Here is a 19243-nt window from a genome sequence, read left to right as displayed (position 1 = left end):
TGTTCCCTTATCGCCCGCCACCCCGTCCCCATGATTGGATGCGGGGAGTTGAAAACCGATACCAACGACCAGAGGTGCCTGTGCCCGCCCCCAACCTGACCCGCGACCAAGCCAAGCTGCGCGCGGACCTGCTCGACGTCACCGGCTACGACATCGAGCTCGACCTGACCGACGGCCACGGCGGTCCCGGGGAGAAGACCTTCGCGTCGACGACGACCGTCCGCTTCTCCAGCGCCAAGGCCGGCGAGCGGACGTGGGTCGACATCGTCGCCGACCGCGTGCACTCGGCCACCCTGAACGGCGAAGACGTCGACGTCAGCGCGTACGTCGAGGACAAGGGCATCACGCTGGACGGCCTCGCCGAGACCGACGAGGCTCACGGTGACCGCCGACTGCCGCTACATGAACACCGGCGAGGGCCTGCACCGGTTCGTCGACCCGGTCGACGACGGCGTCTACCTGTACACCCAGTTCGAGACGGCGGACGCCAAGCGCATGTTCGCCTGCTTCGACCAGCCGGACCTGAAGTCGGTCTACCGGCTCTCGGTGGTCGCGCCGAAGGACTGGAAAGTCGTCTCGAACACGATGGTGGAATCCACCGAGGAGACGCCGGAAGGCGCCGTCCGGACGGTGTTCAAGGAGTCCGAGCGGCTCTCGACGTACCTGGTCGCGCTGATCGCGGGCCCGTACGCCGAATGGCGCGACGAGTACGCCGACGAGCACAAGACCATCCCGCTCGGCGTCTACTGCCGCGCGTCGCTGGCCGAGCACATGGACGCCGAGCGCCTGTTCACCGAGACCAAGCAGGGCTTCGGCTTCTACCACGAGAAGTTCGGCACGCCCTACCCGTTCTCCAAGTACGACCAGCTGTTCGTGCCGGAGTTCAACGCGGGCGCGATGGAGAACGCCGGCGCGGTGACGTTCCTGGAGGACTACGTCTTCCGCAGCCGCGTCACCCGCTACGCCTACGAGCGGCGCGCCGAGACGCTGCTGCACGAGATGGCGCACATGTGGTTCGGCGACCTGGTGACCATGCGCTGGTGGGACGACCTGTGGCTGAACGAGTCGTTCGCGACCTTCGCCAGCGTCCTGGCCCAGGCCGAGGCCACCGAGTACAAGAACGCGTGGACCAGCTTCGCGAACATCGAGAAGTCGTGGGCCTACCGCCAGGACCAGCTGCCCTCGACGCACCCGATCGCCGCGGACATCGTCGACCTGCACGCGGTCGAGGTGAACTTCGACGGCATCACTTACGCCAAGGGCGCGAGCGTGCTCAAGCAGCTCGTCGCCTACGTCGGGCTGAACCACTTCCTCGACGGGCTGAAGGTCTACTTCGGCAAGCACGCCTGGGGCAACGCGACGCTGGCCGACCTGCTGGGCGCGCTGGAGGAGGCGTCCGGGCGCGACCTGTCATGGTGGAGCGCGCAGTGGCTGGAGACGACCGGGCTGAACTCGCTCAGCCCGCGTTACGAGGTCGGCTCCGACGGCAAGTTCACGTCGTTCGCGGTCGTGCAGTCCGGCGCGAAGCCGGGTGCCGGCGAGCTGCGCACGCACCGCGTCGCCGTGGGCGTGTACGACGAGGACGCGTCCGGGAAGATCGTCCGGAAGCACCGGGTCGAGCTGGACGTCGACGGCGAGCGCACCGAGGTCCCCGCCCTGGTCGGGCAGCCCGCCGGGAAGCTCGTGCTGGTCAACGACGACGACCTGACGTACTGCACGATGCGGCTCGACCCGGCGTCGCTGACGACGCTGATCGACCGCATCGCGGACATCACCGAGCCGCTGCCCCGGACGCTCTGCTGGTCGGCGGCGTGGGAGATGACGCGCGAGGCCGAGCTGAAGGCCCGCGACTTCGTCACGCTGGTGCAGCGCGGCATCCACACGGAGAGCGAGGTCGGCGTCGTCCAGCGGCTGCTGCTGCAGGCGCAGACGGCGCTGAACTCGTACGCGGAGCAGGAATGGGCGGCCTCGACCGGCTGGCCGGCATTCACGGCGCGGCTGCTGGAGCTGGTCCGCGGCGCCGAGCCGGGCTCGGACCACCAGCTGGCGTTCGTCAACTCGCTCGCGGGCTCGGTGCTGGACGCGTCGACGTTGTCCGTGCTGTCCGGCTGGCTGGACGGGTCCGCGCCCCTCGAGGGCCTGACAGTGGACACGGACCTGCGCTGGCGCCTGCTGCACGCGCTGGTGGCGCACGGCAAGGCGGACACGGCGGAGATCGACGCGGAGCTGGCCCGCGACAACACGGCGACGGGCCGCCGCCAGGCCGAGCGCGCGCGGGCGTTGCGCCCGACGGCGGAGGCCAAGGCGGACGCGTGGCAGCGCGCGGTGTTCGACGACGAGCTGCCGAACGCGGTCAGCGACTCGTTGATCTCGGGCTTCTCCCACCCGGGCCAGAAGGCGCTGCTGGGCTCGTACGTGGCGAAGTACTTCGAGGTGATCGACGACGTCTGGCAGCGGCGGTCGAGCGAGCGGGCGCAGCCGATCGCGATCGGGCTGTACCCGTCGTGGGCCGTGGCCCCGGAGACGGTGACGGCGTCGGACGAGTGGCTGGCGGGCGACCATTCCCAGGCCCTGCGGCGGCTGGTTTCCGAGGGACGGGCGGGGATCGTCCGCGCGCTGGCGGCCCGCGACTTCGACGCCCAGTCCTGACCCGGTCGTGAGTGTTCAGGGCGGTTAGAACCGCCCTAAACACTCACGAGGGCCGCGGTGGACATGCGAAAAGGCCCCGCACCGAGCTGGTGCGGGGCCCTTCGTCAATACCGGTCAGCGGGGCGCGGGGCCCGCCTGGTCGGACAGCATGCGCAGCGCGTTCACCAGGCCGTTGACCAGTCCGCGGACCAGGTCACCCTCCTTGAACGACGCCACCATGCTCGCGACGGCCAGCTTGGCGCCGCGGTCGGGCAGGCGGACGTGCGCCGTCTTGCCCGTGACGATCTCGATCTTGCGCTCGCCGGGGGACACCGCGATCAGGACCGAGTTGGCCGGGTCCGTCGTCGACGAGTGCAGCTTCTCCGCCGACGAACGGCTGTCTTCGCCGAGCTCGCCGAGGTACAGGCTGAAGTCCAGGCCCGTCTCGCGGCTGGCGAAGGTCAGCGCCTCGTCCAGGCGCGCCAGCTGGCGCGTGGTGAACGGCCCCGCCGGCGCCGCCGGCTCGTACATCTTCGCGGCCGACACGCGGCCGCTGGCCATGAGCGCCTCGCCGTAGCCCAGCTCGGACTCGTCGACGCGCTTCGTCAGCTCACCAGTTGCCACGAGCGCCTCCAGCCGCGGTCTGAGCGCCCTGGGGCGCGCTGTTCTCGGCGCCGGCGTGCCGGTGCCCCGCGCCGACCCCTTCGGGGTTGGCGCTCCACCACATGGCCGGGTACTCCCAGGCCTGGCCGGACCGGTGCCGCGGGGCGGCGCCCGACCTGCGCCGGAGCGTCAGCAGCCCGGCGAGACCGTAGATGGCCAGCGGGATCACGGCGAAGACCACGATCGTCTCGACAACGTTCACGGCGCTGAGCGTATCGGATGCCCTCCGCGCCCACCGCGCGCGGCGCACTCGACCGTTCGTCGTAAGCCGAGTGCCGTCCGCCGCTTGGCTCGCGGCCACTGGAACGTTGGGGCGAAGACCGTCGGGCCGAAAGGTTGCAACTCAACGTACAGGCGGCCGCACCCGCCGCTGTCGTCTTGTCGCAGCCTTGAAATCCTCGTAGCTTTTTCACCTGTACGGGCCTTGCGCCCCGCTCCCCAGCCCCAGCAGGTAACGCACCGGTCCCAGGAGGCCTTGCCATGAACAGCGTCCAGACCCCCGCACAGGCGATCACCGAGACCTTCTCGTCACCGAGCGACATCGAATTCGTCCCCGGAACGCGTGTGACGGCGGGCACAAGGGTTACCCGCGGTACACGCGTCACTCGGGGTACACGTGTGACGTCGGGCACGCGCGTCACGATGGGCACCCGGGTGACGGCGGGCACCCGCGTCACCCGCGGTACGCGAGTCACTCGCGACACCCGCGTCACGATGGGCACGCGAGTGACGGCGGGCACGCGCGTCACCTGCGGCACCCGCGTCACGCGAGGCACCCGCGTCACCCGTGGCACGCGCGTCACCATGGGCACCCGCGTCACCTGCCAGAGCGACTACGCGCTGGCCGCCTGACCCCGCACTCCAGGGCCGCACGCACTACCTGAGCACCACGCGCAAGCACCCGGCTCGCCCCGGCCGCCATTCGGCGCCGGGGCGCCGGCTTGTCCGGGGTCGGGTGATCGGAGCCGAAGGCCGCTCAGCCGGGCTGGCGCCGCGCCAAAACCCGCGCCGACCGACGTCAGAAGGCTCCGGCCGACCACACCTCGGGAGACAAGGCCGTTCTGCCGCGCAGAACCTCCCCGTTCGGCCAAGGCCGTCTGAGCCCACGCCGAAGTCACGGCCGCCCGAAAGGCGCCGCACGCCGCTCAACCACCCCAGGCTCCGCCGCCCGGAACCGAACGCTCTAAGCCGCGGAGCCGAGATACGGCCGCCAGAGCGGATCGGCCTCCTTGGAGTGCGCCAGCAGCCGCCAATGCGGTCCGTGCGGTGCACGCGGGACCACCCGGAGCTTCCAGCCGATCTCCGAGAGCATCCGGTCCGCCTTGCGGTGGTTGCACTTGGCGCAGCAGGCGACGCAGTTCGTCCAGCTGTGGGGTCCGCCCCGGCTGCGCGGGACGACGTGGTCGATCGTCTCGGCCCGCCCTCCGCAGTACGCGCAGCGATACCGGTCGCGGTGCATCAGCCCGGCTCGGGTGAGCGGCACCTGCGCCCGGTACGGCACCCGCACGTACGTGCTGAGCCGGATCACCGAAGGCACGGGCAGCGACACCTTCGCCGAATGCAGCTCGATGCCGCCCGGGTCGCCGTGCACCACTTCGGCCTTGCCGCACATCACCAGCACGACCGCGCGCCGCAGCGGCAACGCCGTCAGCGGCTCGAAAGTGGCGTTGAGCAGGAGCACCCGGCGCCGACCCCAGGCCGGGGCTGCCGGATCCCGGCCTCTACTACGCTGTCCGGGCGGGCGGGTCACTCCCCCTGGGCGGTTCCCCGGCCCGGCCGGGACGGCTCCGCCGGATGCGGAACCCCCCGGATAGGCGCGCAGAACCACCTCTGGCGTCTCGTCGGCCATGGCTTGGCCGGAGACGCCGCGGGGGCTGGGTTGTCGGTCTGGCACTCGACCACCTCCAGAGGCGTAGGCATAGTCGACCACAGAACAGGCCCCCAGCGCACGTGTGTTACAAGACGTGTCACATCCGCGCGACCCGACATCCACCTGGAGTTGGGCTCACCGACGTGATCGGAAGGATGATCGAACTCCGTGTTCCCCTTGCTCCCCACCGAACCTCCGGCGTGCGTGAAGGAAGCCGGCACCTTCTGCTACGAGGTGTACCGGGTCACGAACAACGAGTGGCTGGCAGGCTCGGCGAACTGGCTGCTGACCAAGCCGCTGAAGATCCTGATGATCGTGGTCATCGCGTTCGTCGTGCGGCTGCTGGTGCGGCGGCTGATCAACCGGATCACGACGTTCCCGCGCTCGGGCGGCAAGCTGCCCGCCCTGTTGAGACCGCTGCGTGAGCGCGCCCCCGAGGTGCTCGGCTCCGCCGTGCTCGAACGGCGCCGCCAGCGCGCGCAGACCATCGGCTCAGTGCTCAAGTCGATGGCGACGTTCCTGATCTACGGCCTCGCGTTCATCCTCGTGCTGGGCGAGCTCGGGCTGAACCTCGGCCCGATCATCGCGTCCGCCGGCATCATCGGCGTCGCCATCGGGTTCGGCGCGCAGAACCTGGTCAAGGACTTCCTGTCCGGGATCTTCATGATGGTCGAGGACCAGTACGGCGTCGGCGACGTCGTCGACATCGGCGAAGCGACCGGCACCGTCGAGGCCGTCGGCCTGCGGATCACCACGCTGCGCGACCTCAAGGGCACGGTCTGGTACGTCCGCAACGGCGAGGTGCTGCGCGTCGGCAACTCGAGCCAGGGCTTCGCGGTCGCGGTCGTCGACGTCCCGCTCAGCTACACCGCCGACGTCGAGCGCGCGACGACGGTGCTCGGCAAGGCCGCTTCGGCCGCCACCGAGAGCGACGCGCTCAAGGACAACGTCCTCGAGCCGCCGGAGATGCTGGGTGTGGAAAGCGTCACACCGGAAGGCCTCCAGCTGCGGCTGACCGTGAAGGTCCGGCCCGGCAAGCAGTGGGCGGTCCAGCGGGCCCTGCGGGCCCAGCTGCTCGCGGCGCTGGAAGAAGCCGGGTTCGAACCGCCCCTCGGCCGGTTGTTCCCCAACTCCGCCCCGGCCATCGAAAAGTAGCCGCGGTTACGCTGGGAACCGGGTTCGCGACCTTCCGGAAGGAGCGGGACCGGGCGTCGGGAACCCGCACCGGAAGGGCAAAATGGAAGGCGTGTCAGCAGTGAGCGAACCGGCCAACCTCTACGAAGCGGTCGGCGGCGAACCGACGTTCCGCCGGATCGTCGGACGGTTCTACGAGGAGGTCGCGCGCGACGAGATCCTCCGCCCGCTCTACCCGGAGGAGGACCTCGGCCCGGCCGAGGAGCGCTTCCGCCTGTTCCTCATGCAGTACTGGGGCGGCCCGCACACGTACTCCGACCAGCGCGGGCACCCCCGGCTGCGGATGCGGCACGCGCCGTTCAAGATCGGCCCGATCGAGCGCGACGCCTGGCTGCGCTGCATCCGGATCGCCGTCGACGAAGAGAACCTCGAAGAGCCGTACCGGCAGCAGCTGTGGGCGTACCTGGAGATGGCCGCGCACAGCATGATGAACAGCTTCGTATGAGACGGGAAGCCTGGTGGCAGGACGCCGTCTTCTACCAGGTCTACGTACGTTCGTTCGCCGACTCGGACGGTGACGGCGTCGGAGACCTGGAGGGCATCCACTCCCGGCTCGGTTACTTGGAGCTGCTGGGCGTCGACGCGCTGTGGCTGACGCCGTTCTACCGCTCCCCGATGGCCGACCACGGCTACGACATCGCCGACCCGCGCGACGTCGACCCGATGTTCGGCACCCTCGGCGACTTCGACGTCCTGCTGACCGAGGCGCACAAGCGCGGCATCAAGGTCACCGTGGACGTGGTGCCGAACCACACCAGCAACCAGCACGCCTGGTTCAAGTCCGCGATGGCGGCCAAGCCCGGCAGCCCGGAGCGCGACCGCTACATCTTCCGCGACGGCGTCGGCCCGACGGGCGAGGACCCGCCGAACAACTGGGTCAGCGCGTTCGGCGGCCCGGCGTGGACGCGCGTGCCGGACGGCCAGTGGTACCTGCACCTGTTCGCGCCGCAGCAACCGGACCTGAACTGGGCCAACCCGGAGGTCGCCGCGGACCTGGAGCGGACGCTGCGGTTCTGGCTCGAGCGCGGCGTCGACGGCTTCCGCATCGACGTCGCGCACGGCATGGCCAAGCCGCCCGGCTTGCCGGACATGGACCCGCGCGCGGACCCGCTGGGCCCGAGCCACTACTACGACCCGCGCTGGGACCACGACGGCGTCCACGAGATCCACCAGATGATCCGCAAGGTGCTCGACGAGTTCCCGGACGCGATGGCGGTCGGCGAGATCTGGGTGACCGACGAGGAGCGCCTGTCACGCTACCTGCGGCCCGACGAGCTGCACCTGGCGTTCAACTTCCGCCTGGTGCTGACCCACTTCGACGCGGACGCGATGCGCACGGCCATCGAGCGGTCCCTGACGGTCCCGGCGCGCACGGGCGCCCCGGCGACGTGGACCCTGAGCAACCACGACGTGTGGCGCCAGGTCAGCCGCTACGGCGGCGGCGCGGTGGGCGTCCGGCGCGCGCGGGCGATGGCGCTGGTCGAGCTGGCGCTGCCGGGCGCGGTGTACCTGTACAACGGCGAAGAGCTGGGCCTGGCCAACGTGGACCTGCCGCTCGCGGACATGGCCGACCCGCGCGCGAAGACGAGCGGCGCCGAGTACGGGCGGGACGTGGCGCGGGTACCGCTGCCGTGGGAGGGCGACCTGCCGCCGTTCGGGTTTTCGCGAAACCCGCGGACGTGGCTGCCGATGCCCGCGGACTGGGCCGGGCTGACGGTGGAGAAGCAGATCGAGGACGCGGACTCGACGCTTTCGCTGTACCGGGCCGCGATCGAGCTGCGGAAGACGCATCCGGCGTTTTCCGGGGACGAGCTGGAGTGGTACGGGGCCCCGGCGGGCTGTTTCGCCTTCCGGCGCAAGGGGGGTGGGCTGGTGTGCGCGCTCAACACCTCCGCCAGCCCGATCGCCTTGCCGCCCGGTGAGGTGCTGTTGTCGAGCAGTCCGCTGGTCGAGGGGAAGCTTCCGGCGGATTCGGCCGCCTGGCTGGTCTAGGCGTCCCCCGAGCCCGAGCCGTCGTCGAAGGCGCCGCTCGCCAGCCATGCCACCAACGCCGCGGCCTGGAGGTAGGGCGCCGCTTGGGCGGCCGCCCGGCCCGCCGCTCGCGTGCGGCCCCACCTCTCAGGTCTTTCGGCGCGCTCCGGCGCCCGCTCTCCCGCCGGACGGTCCCGACGCCACGGCGTCTCGGCCGCCCGGACCGAATCCAGGAAGTCCGCCGTCGGGTCGTCGTCCGGGGTCATGCCTCCAGCCTGCCACCGCTCGGCCGGACCGGGCGCCGCCGTAAGGGTTTCGTCAGAACAGCAGCGGCAGCAGCGCGTGGCGCCGCCGGACGATCGCCCCGTAACGCGCGTCCAGGCGCATCCACGAGTCCGTCGCCGTCACGCGGACGACGTCGCCCTCCACCGCCGAGTCCACGAAACCCATGCCCGACAACGCGAACAGGCAGCGCATCTGGACCTTGACCTCGACCGAGCCGCCCGTCACCGTCAGCACCGCCTGGTCCATCAGCGACGCCGGCGGCGTGCCGTGCGGGCCCACGTTGTCCCTGGCCAGGGTCACGCCGCGGTCCGCCAGCTCCGACACCACCTGCGCCGGGAAGCTCGTCGACCAGCTGCCAGCGGCCGGGCGGCGGCAACTCGCCGTGCCACAGCAGGTCGCGGGCCGGGCCCGGGTCCATCTTCGGCCCGCCCGCCACCGTCAGCGCCGCCAGCAGCTCGTTGCCGGACACCGTGACGTCGCCGGGCGTGACGTCGCCGGCCACGGCACGCGTGGCCAGGCACTCGAACGGCGTCGCCGTCCACGCCTCGACCACGCCGTCACCGCGCTGGCGCAGCCGGACCGCCGTCTGGCCGTCCAGCCGGACCGCGCGGGCGACGAACGCGCCGAGGGTCTCCCGGTCGGCCGCGTCCGGCACGAACAACTCAGGCATCCGCGAACCCCTGCTTCAGAAACTCCGACTCGGCCGGACTGAGCCTACGCGGCCGCAACGCGACCGTGTCGTACGGCGCCAGCACCGTCTCCGCCGTCACCGCCACCGGGTCCGCCTCGCCCGGGCCGCCGTGCACGCGGTACGCCAGCGTGAACGTCGACGCCTTCAGCTCGGTCAGGTCGATCGCGACGCGCAGCTCCTGCCCGGACACCACGATCGGCAGCTTGTACGCCACCTCCAGCCGGACGACGACGATGCCCTTCGGCAGCTGCTCCAGCCCGGCCTCGACGGCCTTGTCGAACAGCAGCGGGATCCGCGCCTCTTCGAGCAGCGTCACCATCTTCGCGTGGTTGATGTGGCCGTAGACGTCCATGTCCGTCCAGCGCGGACGGACGCGCGATACGTAGGTCACCGCACCGTGCTCCGGATCTGGCGCGCCGCCACCGACAGCGTCGCCAGGTCGAGCCGCCCGGACTTGGTGATCTCGTCCAGCGCGACGCGCGCCCGCTGCAGCCGGGACGCGTTCGTCTTCTCCCACTGGGCGATCTTCGCGTCCGCGGACGACCCGGGATCGCTGTGCCGCAACGCGTCCAGCGTGATCGCGCGCAGCGAGCCGTAGACGTCGTCGCGCAGCGAAAGCCGGGCGAGCGCGTGCCAGCGGTTGCCGCGTTCGAGCTTGCTGATCTCGGTGAGCATCTGGTCGATGTCCAGGTGCGCGGACAGCGCGTAGTACAGATCCGCGGTCTCCGCCGGGCTGTGCGTGGCGTCGATGCCGACCTGCTGCTCGGCGAGCTCGGCGACCTCGGTGACGTCCAGCAGCCCGAACGTGTGCAGCAGCAGCGAGACGCGGCGGGCCAGCTCCGCGGGCACGTTCGCCGCCATCAGCTCGTCGATGTGCTTCTGGACCGACTCCGCCTCGCGGCCGCGCAGCAGGTCGCCGATCTTCGGGACGAGCTCGCCGAGCACTCGGCCGAAGCGGTTGATCTCCGCCAGCGGGGCCAGCGGCTGCGGCCGGTTGGTGAGGAACCAGCGCGCGGCCCGGTCGAGCAGGCGCCGCGTCTCCAGGACCATCGCGTCGGCGACGTCGGTGTGCACGACGTTGTCGAGCGCGTCGATCTCGCGCCACAGCGCCGGCAGGTCGAACACGCGCGTCACCACCGCGTACGCGCGCACCGCGTCGGTCGCGGTCGCGTTCATCTCCTCCATCAGGCGGTAGACGAACGAGATGCCGCCGCCGTCGACCACCTCGTTGGCGATCATCGTGGTGATGATCTGGCGGCGCAGCGGGTGCTCGCCGATCGCGGGGGCGAACCGCTCGCGCAGCGGCTTCGGGAAGTACTCCGACAGCCGGCCGGCGAACACCTGCGAGTCGGGCAGGTCGCTGGCGAGCAGCTCGTCCTTGAGCTCCAGCTTCACGTGCGCCAGCAACGTCGCCAGCTCCGGCGAGGTGAGCCCCTTGCCCGCCTTCTCCAGCTCGCGGAACTCCGAGTTGCTCGGCAGCGCCTCGAGCTTGCGGTCGAAGGCACCCGCGGACACGAGCGCCTGGACCTGCCGCGCGTGCACCGAAACCATCGGCGCGGCGTGCGCCCGGCTGACGCCGAGCACGGCGTTCTGCCGGTAGTTGTCGGCCAGCACCAGCGCGCCGACCTCGTCGGTCATCTCCGCGAGCAGCTCGTTGCGCTGGGCCTCCTCGAGCTTCCCGGTCTGCACCAGGTGGTCGAGCAGGATCTTGATGTTGACCTCGTGGTCGGAGCAGTCGACGCCGGCCGAGTTGTCGAGCGCGTCGGTGTTGATCTTGCCGCCGTTGCGGGCGAACTCGATGCGGCCGAGCTGGGTCAGGCCGAGGTTGCCGCCCTCGCCGAACACCTTGACGCGCAGCTGGTTGCCGTCGACGCGGATGGCGTCGTTGGCCTTGTCGCCCGCCGCGGCGTGCGACTCGGTCTCGGCCTTGACGTACGTGCCGATGCCGCCGTTCCACAGCAGCTCGACCGGCGCCAGCAGGATCGCCTGGATCAGGTCCATCGGCGCCAGCGCGGTGACGCTCTCCTCGAGGCCGAGGGCTTCGCGGACCTGCGGGCTGATCGGGATCGACTTCGCCGTGCGCGGGTAGATCCCGCCGCCCTCGCTGATCAGCGAGCGGTCGTAGTCGTCCCACGAGCTGCGCGGCAGGTCGAAGAGGCGGCGGCGCTCGGCGTACGACGTCGCCGCGTCCGGGTTGGGGTCCAGGAACACGTGCATGTGGTTGAACGCGGCGACCAGCCGGATGTGCTCGGACAGCAGCATGCCGTTGCCGAAGACGTCGCCCATCATGTCGCCGATGCCGACGACGGTGAAGTCCTCGGTCTGGGTGTCCTTGCCCAGCTCGCGGAAGTGCCGCTTGACGCTCTCCCAGGCACCCTTCGCGGTGATGCCCATGGCCTTGTGGTCGTAGCCGACCGAGCCACCGGAGGCGAAGGCGTCACCGAGCCAGAAGCCGTACTGCGCCGAGACCTCGTTCGCGATGTCGGAGAACTTCGCGGTGCCCTTGTCGGCCGCGACGACCAGGTAGGAGTCGTCGGCGTCGTGGCGGACGACGTTCGGCGCCGGCTCGGTCTTGCCCTCGACGCGGTTGTCGGTCAGGTCGAGCAGGCCGGAGATGAACATGCGGTAGCAGGCGATGCCCTCGTTGAGCTGGGCGTCGCGGTCGATGCTGGCGTCGCCGCTCGGGGCAGGCGGGCGCTTCACCACGAAGCCGCCCTTCGCGCCGACCGGCACGATCACCGCGTTCTTCACCGCCTGCGCCTTGACCAGGCCGAGGATCTCGGTGCGGAAGTCCTCGCGCCGGTCCGACCAGCGCAGGCCACCGCGCGCGACCTCGCCGAAGCGCAGGTGCACGCCCTCGACGCGCGGCGAGTACACGAAGATCTCGAACCGCGGGCGCGGCTCGGGCAGGTCGGGCACGCCGCTCGGGTCGAGCTTGATCGCCAGGTACGGCCGCGGGGTGCCGTCTTCGGCGCGGACGTGGTAGTTCGTCCGCAGGGTGGCCCGGATGACGGCCATCAGCCGGCGCAGGATGCGGTCCTCGTCGAGGCTGGTGACCTCGTCGATCATCGCGCTGAGCTCGGCCGCCAGCGCCTCCGTCGCGTGCTCGCGCTCCGCGTCCGGCAGCTTCGGGTCGAAGCGGGCCTCGAACAGCCGCAGCAGCTTCGTGGCGACCTGGGTGTGGTTCAGCAGCGTGTTCTGGATGTAGTCCTGCGAAAACGCGCTGCCGGCCTGGCGCAGGTATCGCGAGTACGCGCGCAGCACGGCGACCTGGCGCCAGGTGAGCCCAGCGCGCAGCACGAGGCCGTTGAGCCCATCCACCTCGGCGTCGCCCCGCCAGGCGGCCTCGAAGGCGTCCTGGAACCGGTCGCGCAGCTCGCCGACGGCGTCCTCGTCCGACTCGTCGAGCATCTTCTGGTCGACGCGGAGGCCGAAGTCGTAGATCCAGCAGGCGCCGCCGTCCTCGCGGTGCAGCTCGTACGGGCGCTCGTCGACCACCTCGACGCCCATCGCCTGCAGCACCGGCAGCACCTTCGACAGCGTCACGCCTTCGCCGCGCAGGTAGAGCTTGAAGCGCCGCTCCCCCGCCCCGGCCTCGGCGGGCCGGTAGAACGACAGCGCGAGGTCGCCTTCGTCGGTGAGCGAGTCGAGCGCGCGCAGGTCCGCCAGCGCCTCTTCGGCGGAGAAGTCCTCCTTGTAGCCCTCCGGGAACACCATCGCGAAGCGCTGGCCCTGCTCGGTGGCCGACTCCTCGCCGATGATGCCGACCGCGACCCCGCCGTCGGCGCGCTCACGGCGTTCGTCGAGGACCGCCTCGACCATCCGGTCGTCCCACGTGCGGACGGCGTCGTTCAGCCGGTCCTGGATCTTCAGCGTGTCCGGCTCGAGGCGGCGCGCCGGGTCGGTGTGCACGACGAAGTGCACCTGCGCCAGCACGGTTTCGCCGATCCGCGCGCTGTACTCGAGCTGGGTGCCTTCGAGCTCTTCCAGCAGCACTTCCTGCATCGCCAGCCGCGACCGCGTCGTGTAGCGGTCACGCGGGAGGTAGACGAGGCAGGAGTAGAAGCGGCCGTACGGGTCGCGGCGCAGGAACAGCCGCAGCCGGCGGCGGTCCGACAGCGTGATCGCGCCGGTCGTCGTCGAGTACAGCGAGTCGGTGTCGGCGGAGAACAGGTCGGCGCGCGGCCAGTTCTGCAGCACCTCGAGCATCCGCTGGCCGGAGAAGGACTCCATCGGGAAGCCGGCGCGGTGGATGACCTCGCGGACCCGCTTGCACACCACCGGGATGTCGAGCACGTTCTCGTGCAGCGCGGTGGTGGTGAACATGCCGAGGAAGCGGTGTTCGCCGGTGACCTTGCCCTCGGCGTCGAACGTCTTCACGCCGACGTAGTACGGGTAGACCGGCCGGTGCACGGTCGAGGGCGCGCTCGCCTGGGTCAGCACCAGCAGCGTCGGCGCGAGCGCGGTCGCGGCGGTGTCCGGGCCGGCGGTGAGGCCGCGGGCGGCGAGGCTGTCCTGGCGCAGCACGCCGAGGCCGGAGGCCAGGACCGCGCGCAACGCCGGGTCGTCGGCGTCCGGGTGCGGGTTGTCGATCAGCTCGTAGCGGCGGTAGCCGAGGAAGGTGAAGTGGCCGTCGGCCAGCCAGCGCAGCAGCCGGGCGCCCTCGGCCACCTCCGCCTGCGGCAGCTTCGGCGGGTCCGTCTCCAGCTCTTCGGCGAGCTGGCGGGCGGTCTGGGCCATCTTGTCGGCGTCCTCGACGACCTCGCGGACGTCGCCCAGCACGCTGGAGAGCCGGTTGTCGAGCTCGCGGGCGCGGTTCGGGTCGGTGACGAAGTCGATCTCGATGTACATCCACGACTCGGCGGCCGAGTTCGCCGGCGGCTCGGCCGGGTCCGCCTCGGGGTGCACCTCGAGCAGCTCGCCGGTGAGGTCGCGGCTGACCACGACGATCGGGTGGACGATCCGCTGCACCTGCACGCCGTCGCGGGCGAACTCGGCGGCGATCGAGTCGACGAGGTAGGGCATGTCGTCGGTGACGACCTGCACGACGGTGGCCTCGCGGGCCCAGCCGTCTTCGGCGACGGTCGGGTTCAGCAGCCGCACGGCGGGGCGGCCGGGCATCCGGTGCTTGGCCAGCCGCAGGTGCGAGCGGACGGCACCGACCAGGTTGACGGGCTCGTCGCCGACGATCTCCTCGGCCGGGATGTGCCGGTAGTAGAGCCGGATGAGCTCACCGATCTCCGGCGCGAGCCCGGCGGCCGCGTCGATCAGGTCGTCCCTGATCTGCTCCGGGCTGGCGGTGGAGCGCGGGCCACCGAACTCGGGTTCGGTGGCGGCTCCGGTTCCGGACAGGGACGAGACTCCGGTCGAGCTCATTCGAGGCAACTCTCCAGTTTGCGTGAGGTGGCACCGCGCCGGTTCGGCTCTGAACCGGACCACCCCACACTAATGCGCGGCGGTCGGGGTTCACATGAAGACCCGGAGGTTCGCCGGGGCGCGGAAACCCTTTCCGGACAGCGGATTCCCGTGATCGGTAAAGCTACTCACGGGTTGCGTTCCGGACCTCTCCGCGGCGCTGACCAGCCGCGCTCGGCGGGCGGACCGCGGCGCGGGGCCAACGTGATCGGTTCAGCTCACGGGGTCGGCCACCGCTCGGCGAAGGTTGTCGGCCGGTCGGCGACCGATGCCGGTTCGGCGACGCCGCGCCGGGTCAGTCGCCCGAGCCGTGCCGCCGGGAGTCCGAGACCTCGGCGCCGTGCCCGTTGCGGCCGTGGCCGTTGCGGCGGCCCGAGTCCTGCGACCCGAGCTGCTTGACCAACGCGGCCGCGCTCGCGGTCCCGGCCTGGTGCTCGGCGAGGGCCCGGGCGAGCAGGTCGGCGAGCCCGGCGTCCGGCGGCGGCTCGTCTTCGGCGATGGCGCGCGCGTAGCTCTCCGGGAAGGGCGCGGTCGCCGGCGTCCAGTGGCCGAAGTCCTCCATCGGCTCCAGTGACGGCGGCATCCGCAGCCGCGGCAGCCACGGCTCGGCCTCGTCGCGGTAGTCCGGCGCCGACGGCGGTTCGTCCTCCGGTCGCGGCGGCGGGGCGAGCTGTTCCTCGGCGCGCGGGCTTTCGGCGTCTTCCGCCCGGCGGCGGCCCCCGCCCGAGCCGCCCGACGAGGAGATCCCCAGGCGGTCCAGCACCGACCGCGCGGCCACCGAACCGTGCTCGGCGTCGTGCCGGGTGGACGGCTGCGGCCGTTCGTCCCAGGGTTCCCGCTCGGCGGCGGGCTCGGGGGCGAGCGGCAGCGAGGGGGCGACGCGCTTGGGCGCCGACTCGCGTTCGGCGGCGGTCTCCTTCAGCCGCTCTTCGGCGAGCGCGGCCCAGGAGAACTTGGTCTTCCCGCTGTCGCCGGGCACGGGGGCGCTGGCCACGGGCGTTTCCGCATCCGTATCCGGGAAGGAGGTGGATTCCGACCGCACTTCGATCGGCTCGCCCCGGCGCTCCACGGGCGCGGACCGGACTTCGATCGGCTCCGGCCGGTACTCCGGCTCGGCGCGCACCTCGATCGGCTCAGGCCGCGACTCACGCTCGGCACGTCGCTCAGACGACCGGACCTCAACCGGCGCCGACCGAGACTCACGCTCGGCCCGCCGTCCGGTCGACCGGGTCTCGATCGGCTCGGGCCGGGACTCGCGCTCGGCCGACCGAACCTCGCGGGACTTCGGCTCCGAGGAGCGCACCTCGATGGGCGGCTCAGCACGCCGTCGCGAGGGCCGCCCCTCAACCGGCTCCGGCTCCGCGCGCCGCTCCACCACGACCGGTTCCCGGCGCACCCGCGGCTCGGGCCGCTTGGCCGGAGGCGGGGCGGGCTCGTCGCGCACCACCGGCATCACGGCGGTCTCGGCGATATCGGCGGTCACCCGCGGCCGCTCGAACGACCACGCGGGCGCGGACGGCTCCGGCTTCGCCTCCTCCCGGCCGAACGACCAAGCCGGAGTCGGCGACGAAGGCGCAGGCTGGGGTGCCACCGGGGCCACCGGCGCGACCGGCTCGGCCGCGACGACCGGCACCGGCCGCGAAGGCACCGCCTTCAGCACCTCGTCCAAGTCGATCGAAGCCGGTTCACCCGTGCCGAACTCCCCGGCGAGCACGCTGCACGCCTGCCGCCGGGCCCGCGCGTGGAGCTGCTCGGCCGCCCGCGACCGGTACAGGCACGCGATGGCTTCCTCGGCCTGCCCGAACCGCTCCTGCAGCTGGGCCAGTTCGAGCCACAGCCTGGCCGTCACCGCGGACAGCCCGTGCCGGTCCGTGCTCGCGACGGCTTCGCGCACCAGCTCGATCGCCGCCTCGCCCGCGCCGGACGGCAGGTGGATCCGCGTCGCGACGGCCAGCCGCAGCCAGCCCATCGGCGCGACGCCCGCCGCGCGCACCGGCTCGGCCAGCACCGGCTCGGCGATCTCGTACGCCATCTCCGTGTCGCCGCGGTCGAGCAGCGTGCTGACCAGCAGCAGCACCAGCCGGATCCGGACGAGGCCGCCGTCGTCGGCCGGGTTGTCGAGCTTCTCCAGAAAGCCGAGACCCGTGCGGGCCGCGTCGGCCGCCGCCGTCAGGTCTCCGTGGCGGCGCCGGTGCGCGGCCGTGCCGACGCGCAGCAGCGCGCGGACCAGCAGCTGGGTGTCGGCACTCAGCGACTCGTCGCCGAGGACGAGCTTGTCCGCCTCGACGAGCACGCGGTCCAGCTCCGCCTTGCGCCCGATCTGGCCGAGGCAGCCGACCAGGTGGCAGAGCGCGGCGGCGCGGTGCACCGGCGAGACGACGGGATCGGTGAGCACCGGCCGCAGCGCGGCGAGCCCGGTCAGCGGCACGCCCAGGCTGCGGGCGCACACGGCGAGGTCGACGCGCAGCGACGCGGCGATGTCGCCGTACCCGGCGTGCTCGGCCGCGCGCAGGGCCGCGACCGCCCGGCCGACCGTGCCCGGCCGTTCGCCGAGCCGGACGCGCGCGGACACGACCAGGCTTTCCGCCCGGATCCACTGCTCGTCGGCGCCCGCCGCCTCCGCCAGCGCGGCCGCGCGCTCGCCGAGGACCAGTGCGAGCTCGGGCGCCCGCAGGTGCAGGGCGTCCGCTCGCTCGATGAGCCGCCCGACGGCGGAGAGGGTTCCCCCGGCATTGACGGAGCGCCCGCCCTCCGATCGGGAGGACGGGCCGGTCCGGTGCTGCTTGCTGGCTTCCACGGGGAAACCCGCCCCCTCAGTCGCGGGTCAGCTTGCGATGGGTGACACGGTGCGGCCGGGCCGCCTCGGCGCCGAGGCGCTCGACCTTGTTCTTCTCGTACCCTTCGAAGTTGCCCTCGAACCAGAACCACTGCGCCGGGTTCTCGTCGGTGCCCTCCCAGGCCAGGATGTGCGTCGCGACCCGGTCGAGGAACCACCGGTCGTGCGAAATGACCACGGCGCAGCCGGGGAACTGCTCCAGCGCGTTCTCCAGCGAGCCCAGTGTCTCGACGTCCAGGTCGTTCGTCGGCTCGTCGAGCAGGATCAGGTTCCCGCCCTGCTTGAGCGTCAGCGCCAGGTTGAGCCGGTTGCGCTCACCACCGGAGAGCACACCCGCCGGCTTCTGCTGGTCCGGGCCCTTGAAGCCGAACGCGCTGACGTACGCGCGCGACGGCATTTCGGTCTGCCCGACGTGGATGTAGTCGAGCTCGTCGGAAACGACCTGCCAGACGGTCTTCTGGGGGTCGATGCCACCGCGGTTCTGGTCCACATAGGACAGCTTGACCGTCTCGCCGATCTTGACGTCGCCGCCGTCCGGCTCCTCGAGCCCGACGATGGTCTTGAACAGCGTGGTCTTGCCGACGCCGTTCGGGCCGATCACGCCGACGATGCCGTTGCGCGGCAGGTTGAACGACAGGCCGTCGATGAGGACGCGGTCGTCGAAGCCCTTGCGCAGCTTCTCGACCTCGACCACGACGTTGCCCAGCCGCGGACCCGGCGGGATCTGGATCTCCTCGAAGTCGAGTTTGCGGTGCTTGTCCGCCTCCGCCGCCATCTCCTCGTAGCGGTCGAGACGCGAACGCGACTTCGTCTGACGCGCCTTGGCGTTGGACCGCACCCACTCGAGCTCGGACTTCAGCCGCTTGGCGAGCTTCGCGTCCTTCTTGCCCTGGACCTCGAGGCGCTCGCGCTTCTTCTCCAGGTACGTCGAGTAGTTGCCCTCGTAGCCGACGACGCGGCCGCGGTCCAGCTCCATGATCCACTGGGCCACGTTGTCGAGGAAGTACCGGTCGTGGGTGACGGCCAGGACGGCACCGGCGTACCGGGCCAGGAACTGCTCCAGCCACAGCACGCTTTCGGCGTCCAGGTGGTTGGTGGGCTCGTCGAGCAGCAGCAGGTCGGGCGCGGAGAGCAGCAGCTTGCACAACGCGACGCGGCGGCGCTCACCACCGGAGAGGTGGGAGACGCCTTCGTCCGGCGGCGGGCAGCGCAGCGCGTCCATGGCCTGCTCGACGGTCGAGTCGAGCTCCCAGGCGTCGGCGTGGTCCAGGTCCTCCTGGAGCTTGCCCATCTCTTCCATGAGCTCGTCGCTGTAGTCGGTCGCCATCAGCTCGGCGATCTCGTTGTAGCGGTCGAGCTTGGTCTTGATGTCGCCGAGGCCCTCCTCGACGTTCTGCCGGACCGTCTTCTCCTCGTTGAGCTCCGGCTCCTGCATGAGGATGCCCACGGAAGCACCGGGCTGGAGGAACGCCTCGCCGTTGCTGGCCTGCTCGATCCCCGCCATGATCTTGAGAACGGTGGACTTACCGGCACCGTTCGGCCCGACCACGCCGATCTTGGCGCCGGGGTAGAACGCGGTGCTGACGTCGTCGAGGATGACCTTGTCCCCGACGGTCTTGCGCACCTTCTTCATGGTGTAGATGAACTCGGCCATACCCACGATCGTAGAGCGCGCTTGATCGCGCCTCGA

12 protein-coding genes and 2 pseudogenes are annotated in these 19243 nt (G+C 71.3%); 5 read left to right on the top strand and 9 right to left on the bottom strand.

Translation table 11 applies throughout. The features are described 5' to 3' along the window. Positions 1-80 precede the first annotated feature (80 nt). Positions 81-2649, top strand: a pseudogene (gene pepN, locus QP939_RS28115) (aminopeptidase N). A gap of 114 nt (positions 2650-2763) precedes the next feature. Here pepN and QP939_RS28110 read toward each other — a convergent pair. Continuing rightward, on the bottom strand, positions 2764-3252 hold the full coding sequence (locus tag QP939_RS28110; protein ID WP_285449216.1) for a DUF5130 family protein: 489 nt from the start codon (positions 3250-3252) through the stop codon (positions 2764-2766). After that, positions 3239-3493 (bottom strand): aa3-type cytochrome oxidase subunit CtaJ, encoded by a 255-nt coding sequence (ctaJ, locus tag QP939_RS28105; RefSeq protein WP_285449215.1) that lies wholly within the window; start codon positions 3491-3493, stop codon positions 3239-3241. Before ctaJ ends, QP939_RS28110 begins: the two co-directional genes overlap by 14 nt. A 278-nt stretch (positions 3494-3771) precedes the next feature. Here ctaJ and QP939_RS28100 point away from each other — a divergent pair, with 278 nt between their 5' ends. Continuing rightward, the gene (locus QP939_RS28100; protein WP_285449214.1) at positions 3772-4143 is read left to right on the top strand and encodes a hypothetical protein; all 372 of its coding nucleotides are present in this window, start codon (positions 3772-3774) and stop codon (positions 4141-4143) included. Between the two features lie 331 nt (positions 4144-4474). Here the strand turns inward: QP939_RS28100 and QP939_RS28095 are convergent, their stop codons facing one another. Continuing rightward, a complete protein-coding gene (locus tag QP939_RS28095; RefSeq protein ID WP_331663664.1) occupies positions 4475-4972 on the bottom strand; it encodes an HNH endonuclease in 498 nt (165 codons plus the stop codon). A 357-nt stretch (positions 4973-5329) separates the two neighbouring features. Here QP939_RS28095 and QP939_RS28090 point away from each other — a divergent pair, with 357 nt between their 5' ends. The 3 genes from QP939_RS28090 to QP939_RS28080 all read left to right on the top strand — a co-directional run bounded on the left by QP939_RS28090 (position 5330) and on the right by QP939_RS28080 (position 8347). Then, a complete protein-coding gene (locus tag QP939_RS28090) occupies positions 5330-6316 on the top strand; it encodes a mechanosensitive ion channel family protein (RefSeq protein WP_414641959.1) in 987 nt (328 codons plus the stop codon). Positions 6317-6416: 100 nt separating this feature from the next. Then, positions 6417-6800 (top strand): globin, encoded by a 384-nt coding sequence (locus QP939_RS28085; RefSeq protein WP_285459862.1) that lies wholly within the window; start codon positions 6417-6419, stop codon positions 6798-6800. Then, positions 6797-8347 carry a glycoside hydrolase family 13 protein gene (locus QP939_RS28080; RefSeq protein ID WP_285449212.1) on the top strand — a complete coding sequence of 517 codons (1551 nt, stop codon included), beginning with the start codon at positions 6797-6799 and terminating at the stop codon, positions 8345-8347. Before QP939_RS28085 ends, QP939_RS28080 begins: the two co-directional genes overlap by 4 nt. On the opposite strand, the gene QP939_RS28075 is transcribed toward QP939_RS28080, so the two are convergent. The 6 genes and pseudogenes from QP939_RS28075 to ettA form a co-directional block, all read right to left on the bottom strand. Then, positions 8344-8592: a hypothetical protein gene (locus QP939_RS28075; RefSeq protein WP_285449211.1), complete on the bottom strand. Its 249-nt coding sequence runs from the start codon at positions 8590-8592 to the stop codon at positions 8344-8346. The two genes, QP939_RS28080 and QP939_RS28075, sit on opposite strands and share 4 nt — an antisense overlap. A gap of 52 nt (positions 8593-8644) precedes the next feature. Continuing rightward, positions 8645-9281, bottom strand: a pseudogene (locus QP939_RS28070) (DUF8010 domain-containing protein). Then, complete coding sequence (locus QP939_RS28065; protein ID WP_285449210.1) at positions 9274-9693, bottom strand: acyl-CoA thioesterase; 420 nt, start codon at positions 9691-9693, stop codon at positions 9274-9276. Before QP939_RS28065 ends, QP939_RS28070 begins: the two are co-directional and overlap by 8 nt. After that, a complete protein-coding gene (locus QP939_RS28060) occupies positions 9690-14678 on the bottom strand; it encodes an NAD-glutamate dehydrogenase (protein ID WP_285449209.1) in 4989 nt (1662 codons plus the stop codon). Before QP939_RS28060 ends, QP939_RS28065 begins: the two co-directional genes overlap by 4 nt. A gap of 334 nt (positions 14679-15012) precedes the next feature. Beyond that, positions 15013-17514, bottom strand: coding sequence for a hypothetical protein (locus tag QP939_RS28055; RefSeq protein WP_285449208.1), 2502 nt, complete (start codon positions 17512-17514; stop codon positions 15013-15015). Between the two features lie 16 nt (positions 17515-17530). Continuing rightward, complete coding sequence (ettA, locus tag QP939_RS28050; RefSeq protein ID WP_285449207.1) at positions 17531-19207, bottom strand: energy-dependent translational throttle protein EttA; 1677 nt, start codon at positions 19205-19207, stop codon at positions 17531-17533. Positions 19208-19243 lie beyond the last annotated feature (36 nt).

Source organism: Amycolatopsis nalaikhensis (assembly GCF_030264295.1).
GTDB classification, from domain to species: Bacteria; Actinomycetota; Actinomycetes; order Mycobacteriales; family Pseudonocardiaceae; genus Amycolatopsis; species Amycolatopsis nalaikhensis.
The sequence above is the reverse complement of the archived record's forward strand: the minus strand, read 5'-3'. Positions and strand labels throughout refer to the sequence as shown.